General features: G+C 38.5%; 6 protein-coding genes and 1 other annotated feature. Of the genes, 5 read left to right on the top strand and 1 reads right to left on the bottom strand.

Annotated features, from left to right (window positions below; all coding sequences use genetic code 11):
- Positions 1 to 28: 28 nt before the first annotated feature.
- Positions 29 to 1,015, bottom strand: coding sequence for a tryptophan--tRNA ligase (trpS, locus tag CH76_RS12890; RefSeq protein ID WP_036147127.1), 987 nt, complete (start codon positions 1,013 to 1,015; stop codon positions 29 to 31).
- 46 nt (positions 1,016 to 1,061) lie between these two features.
- Positions 1,062 to 1,280 (bottom strand) — a binding site (T-box leader).
- Positions 1,281 to 1,645: 365 nt separating this feature from the next.
- Here trpS and spxA point away from each other — a divergent pair.
- From spxA to pepF, 5 genes are all read left to right on the top strand, one after another.
- Entirely contained in the window at positions 1,646 to 2,041 is a 396-nt protein-coding gene (gene spxA, locus CH76_RS12885; protein ID WP_036147132.1) for a transcriptional regulator SpxA, read from the top strand.
- Between the two features lie 107 nt (positions 2,042 to 2,148).
- Positions 2,149 to 2,349, top strand: coding sequence for an adaptor protein MecA (locus tag CH76_RS14175; RefSeq protein ID WP_036147124.1), 201 nt, complete (start codon positions 2,149 to 2,151; stop codon positions 2,347 to 2,349).
- Positions 2,328 to 2,807 (top strand): adaptor protein MecA, encoded by a 480-nt coding sequence (locus CH76_RS12875; protein WP_036147122.1) that lies wholly within the window; start codon positions 2,328 to 2,330, stop codon positions 2,805 to 2,807. Before CH76_RS14175 ends, CH76_RS12875 begins: the two co-directional genes overlap by 22 nt.
- Before the next feature lie 128 nt (positions 2,808 to 2,935).
- Positions 2,936 to 3,982, top strand: coding sequence for a competence protein CoiA (locus tag CH76_RS13605; protein WP_051910372.1), 1,047 nt, complete (start codon positions 2,936 to 2,938; stop codon positions 3,980 to 3,982).
- 54 nt (positions 3,983 to 4,036) lie between these two features.
- The gene (gene pepF / locus CH76_RS12865; RefSeq protein WP_036147119.1) at positions 4,037 to 5,836 is read left to right on the top strand and encodes an oligoendopeptidase F; all 1,800 of its coding nucleotides are present in this window, start codon (positions 4,037 to 4,039) and stop codon (positions 5,834 to 5,836) included.
- Positions 5,837 to 5,860 lie beyond the last annotated feature (24 nt).

Raw genomic sequence — 5,860 nt, 5'->3', positions numbered from 1 at the left:
TCCCAGCCTCTTTATACTTTGTGGGGTATTAGCGACGGCGACCTAGACCCATGGCATTTTCCATGCGTTTAACGGTAGCAGAAGCAATTTCATTTGCTTTAGCTGCACCCTCATCTAAAATATGGTCTAATTCAGTTGAATGAATTAATTCGTTAAAGCGCTCTTGAACAGGTGTTAAATCAGCAATGACTGCTTCAGCAACGCCTGCTTTAAATGCACCATAGCCAAGTCCAGCATATTTTGCTACTAAATCATCAATAGCTACACCAGAAATTGCTGACTCAATTGTTAATAGGTTAGCAACGCCTGGTTTATTTTCTGCATCAAAGGTCACAATGCCCTCAGAGTCAGTAACAGCACTTTTGATTTTTTTCTCGATTTGTTTTGGTGTATCCAATAATTTAATTGTAGCTTTTGTATTTGGATCAGACTTACTCATTTTTTTCGTTGGCTCTTGTAATGATTTAATGCGAGCGCCTTCTTTTGGTAAATAAATTTCAGGCACGACAAGCGTTTTACCATAACGTTTATTAAAGCGCTCTGCTAAATCACGCGTTAACTCTAAGTGTTGCTTTTGGTCTTCGCCTACAGGCACAATATTTGTATTGTATAGTAAAATATCAGCCGCCATTAAAGGTGGGTAAGTTAGTAAGGCTGCGTTTACACTTTCCTTACCTGTTGATTTATCTTTAAATTGTGTCATGCGCTCAAGTTCGCCCATTGAGGCAACGCATTGCATCATCCAACCAGCTTGCGCGTGTGCAGGTACTTCAGATTGAATAAATAATGTCGATTTTTTAGGATCGATGCCTGTTGCTAAATACGTAGCTGCAAGTTTACGAATATTGTCCTGTAATTCTTTTGGATCTTGCTGTACGGTAATAGCATGCTCGTCCACGATACAATAAATCGCATTGCCCTCATCTTGAAACTTAGGGAATTGTTTAAACGCACCTAAATAGTTACCTAATGTAATAACACCTGTTGGCTGAACGCCAGAAAAAATTGTTTTCATATGATATACCCTCCTCAATTAAAAAAACATCACGCATCTCTTCCGAAGAAGGGACGAATGATGTTTTAAATCCGTGGTACCACCCAGCTTGCTAAATTACTTTAGCCACTTTACCTCTTAACGCGAGGGGCACGAATAAAGCTACTGCAACCGTTCACCTTATCAACTCAAAAGTCCATTCAATGCATTGCCTTGTGTATTTTCACCAACCATACACTCTCTAAAAAGGTCAATTGCACCTACTACTCTTTATCATTGTTGTTACAACTAGTATACCATTACATGACAATGTGAGAAAGTAGGAACTTTTCTGAAGAGAAAACGTAGTAGGTAATGAGAAGAAAACGTATTCTTCTCGATTGAAAAATAATAAATGAGAAAATAAACAAATAGGTTTGAAGGTTTTTTGACGGGGAAATGTATAACAGTAAAAATCTACAATAACAAGATTAGAGTTTTAAGCATGAAAAATGAGCATTTTAATTTTGAGTTGTCGCAAAAAATTCACACTGTGCTATATTCAAAAGTTGATTTGTATATTATAATAAGAGAAGAGTTTTAATTATAGTAATTCTAAATAATAAAAAACATACTTTAATATAAATATATGGAGAGGATGTGCAATTCATGATAGTTACATTATTTACTTCACCAAGCTGTACTTCATGTCGAAAAGCGAAAGCGTGGTTAGAGGAGCACGACATTCCTTACAAAGAACGCAATATTTTCTCAGAGCCACTAAGCATTAGTGAAATTAAAGAAATTTTAAGCATGACTGAAGATGGCACAGACGAAATTATCTCAACGCGCTCAAAAATCTTCCAAAAATTAAATGTAGATGTTGAGAGCTTACCGCTACAGCATTTATACGAACTTATTCAAGAGCACCCAGGGCTATTACGTCGTCCAATTATTTTAGACGAAAAACGCCTGCAAGTGGGTTATAACGAAGATGAGATTCGACGCTTCCTACCTCGTAAAGTGCGTGCGTATCAGTTGCAAGAAGCACAAAAGATGGTAAACTAAATAAACAGCTAAGAGGCTGACCAAAAAGTTATTTGCTTTTTGATCAGCCTTTCGTTGTTAAACGATTTTACGACTATAGGCATTAACGATGAAGGGAGTTGGTGTATATGAATATCGAGCGTATTAATGATAATACAATTAAATTATTTTTAACGAATCGTGATATTGAAGCGCGTGGCTATGATAGCAATACAGTGTGGTTAAATCCAGCTAAGAGTGATCAACTCTTCATGGAAGTGCTACAAGAGGCGGATGAACGCGAATACCTAGAAGCTGAGGGATTGATGTGGGCGTATGTACGTACCTAGATGGCGGTGTAGAAATCGTTGTTACACGTTCCGATGCTATGAAGGAAATCGAAAAGATGTTTTCAACAATGTTTGAAGACAGTACAGATTTAGATGACGTCATGGGTGACTTAATGGATAGCTCAGAGGAAATACCGTTTGAGTTTGAAGAAGCAGATAGTGCTGAAGTGTTTTATGATGCAGCATTAACCTACGCATTTAAAGATATTGATGACATCGTTCCGTTAGCCCATCGTTTAATTGCAGAAAATATAAAGACATCCCTTTACACAATGGAGGGTGGCTATTATTTAACTATTGATATTAATGATATGGCACCAAAAGATATCGCGAATATTGATGCGAAGGTAAGTGAGTATTTGGCTAAGAGCCCTGTAACTATTCATTACCTTGATGAATATGGCAAACTAATCATGGAAAACAATTGCTTTGATACAATTGTTAGCCACTTTGCTTAATAATGATACGCTACGAGTTCAGCTCGTGGCGTTTTTTTTTATGCCAAAATTTAATTTTCAGCGTTTAGCCGACATTATTTTGCAGTTTTTGCATGGAGATTTTATGCTGTAGACAAGGAGGGGATACGATGTTAATGGCACATAATGAGCAAGGCACATTAATTTATACTATGCAACATTCACGCCAGGCACTACAACAACTACAACAAGGGAGTACCTTTTTTTGCCCACAATGTAAAGCACCTGTACAGCTGAAACTAGGGGCAATTATGACACCACATTTTGCTCATAAAGTAGCAACGAGCTGTACTAAACTCTTTAGCGAGGGAGAGAGCGAGGCCCATTTGGCTGGCAAAATTCAATTATATGAATGGCTACAGCAACGTAAATTATTCGTTATGCTAGAGCCTACGATAGAGGGGGTAACACAGCGACCTGATTTATTAGTGATGTATGGCGAACAGGAGTATGCCATTGAATTTCAATGTAGCACGATTAGTGCTAGTACCATTAAAAAGCGTAGTGCAGGTTACCGTGCTGTGGGTATTGTTCCTATTTGGATTTTTAAAGCACCTACGTTCGCTAGCTATCAAGCAGTTATACAACAACGCATAAGTAAGATGTATCAAGCTGGTGCGGAAGACTTTATTTTATTTTATGCACCTAAAACCAAAACGTTTACCTATGCAAGTCACCTCTACCGTCTTTACCATGATCAATTTATTGTGCGCTTAAGTCGTATGCCCTTAACTAAGCAACATTTTCCCTTTTATAGACCAGCCCCGTTAACAGAGGAGCAACGCAGTTATTATGCTAGTTGTTATCAGCATGCTAACGCACATCTAGTAGCGAATTGCTTACGTTTTCCTAGACAACCACAAGCACTACGTTTACGTACCTGTGCAGCTGATTTACGTTGTGCATTGATTGATTTTACTTACAGCATCCCTTGTGCACTACCTCACACACTAGGTGCAGATATTGTTTGGCAAAATGAGTTGCATGCTTATTGTAAGCAAGTAATATGTGAGTTAGCTGCTATTGAGCCACATGCTTTTTTGCAAACATATCGCTATCCCGTAACAGACGAAAATGAAAAGGTACTTAACTATTATTGTAGCGAGTTTACTAGGCTTAGGGACCAACCCTTGACTGAATTATTTGCTTTCTCCTAACTACAGTGGGAAAATAAAACAGAACTTTACTTTTCGACTTAAGGGGGAACAGCAATGACGGAATTAATTACTCGTCAAGAGGTACCAGTAGAAAAAACATGGCGCCTAGAGGACATTTTTGCAACGGATAAGGCATGGGATGAGGAGTTTGCAGCAGTAAGCGCACTTGTAGAAGATGCTACGAAGTTTTCGGGACACTTAGGTGAAAGCTCGGCTACGGTTTTGCAAGCATTGCAAAGTCGAGATGAAATATATGAACGTGCAATGAAACTTTATACGTATGCGCATATGCGCTACGACCAAGATACAACAAATAGCTTTTACCAAGGGATGAATGGACGTATTCAATCATTAGCGGCAACACTATCATCTGCGCTATCGTACATTACACCAGAACTATTAGCACTTGATGAGGCGACGTTAGAAGGCTTTGTTAAGGAAAATGAAGCGTTAGGCTTATATAAACAGCACTTAGCAGAGTTAGCGCTAGAGCGACCACATACTTTACCAAAGGAGCAGGAGGCATTACTTGCTCAGCTTGCTGAGGTTACGGGTGCATCAGCTCAAACATTTGGTATGTTAAACAATGCAGATTTAGTATTTCCATTGGTGACTGATCCTGATGGCAATGAGGTACGTTTAACACATGGTAATTATATTAAAATGCTTGAAAGCAGTAAGCGTGAAGTGCGCGAGGGAGCTTTTAAAGCGATGTACGAAACTTACGGTAACTTTAAAAATACCTTTGCTTCGACGTTAATTGGGCAAGTGAAGCGCGATAATGTGAATGCTCGTATTCGCAATTATGATTCTGCACGTCATGCGGCAATGGCAGCTAACTTCATTCCTGAAAATGTTTATGACCAACTTATTGAAACAATTAATAAAAACTTACCGCTACTTCACCGTTATGTTGCTTTACGCAAAAAGGTGTTAGGTTTGGATGAGTTGCATATGTATGATCTCTTTACACCATTAGTGCCAGAGGTAGAAATGCCAATGCCTTATGAGCAAGCTGAAAAAGTGTTAGTAGAGAGCTTAGCACCGCTTGGTGAACAATACCAAAGCATTGTAAAAAAAGGATTAGCAAACCGTTGGGTAGACGTTATGGAAAATAAGGGTAAACGTAGCGGTGCGTATTCGTCAGGTACTTATGGAACGAACCCTTATATTTTAATGAATTGGCAAGATAATGTGAATAACTTATTTACGTTAACACATGAGTTTGGTCATAGTGTGCATAGTTATTACACAAGACAAACACAACCGTATATTTATGGAGATTATTCAATCTTTGTAGCAGAGGTAGCTTCGACTTGTAATGAAGAGTTGTTAAATGATTACTTATTAAAAACGGTAACAGATGAGCAACAGCGTATTTATTTACTTAACCTTTGGTTAGATGGCTTCCGTAGCACGGTATTCCGCCAAACGATGTTTGCAGAGTTTGAGTTAATGATTCATAAAGCTGATCAAGAGGGCCAAGCACTTACAGCAGAGTCACTGACAGAGATGTACTATGACTTAAATAAAAAGTACTTTGGTGATGCGGTTATTATTGATGAGGAGATTGGGCTGGAGTGGTCTCGTATTCCACATTTCTACTATAATTATTATGTGTATCAATATGCTACAGGGCAATCTGCGGCAGTATCATTAAGCAAGCAAATTTTAGAAGAGGGCGAGCCAGCGGTAAAACGTTACATCGAAAACTTCCTACAAGCAGGTTGTTCAGATTATCCAATTAACGTATTAAAAGCTGCGGGTGTTGATATGTCATCAGCTAAACCAATCGAAGACGCATGTGCAGTATTTGATGCGCGTTTAGCAGAATTAGAGCAATTAATCGGCTAAACATTCCCATAAAAGGTGATGAAA

The sequence above is a fragment of the Lysinibacillus sp. BF-4 genome (assembly GCF_000743635.1).
GTDB classification, from domain to species: Bacteria; Bacillota; Bacilli; order Bacillales_A; family Planococcaceae; genus Metalysinibacillus; species Metalysinibacillus saudimassiliensis.
This window is presented reverse-complemented; position numbering and strand designations above follow the sequence as displayed.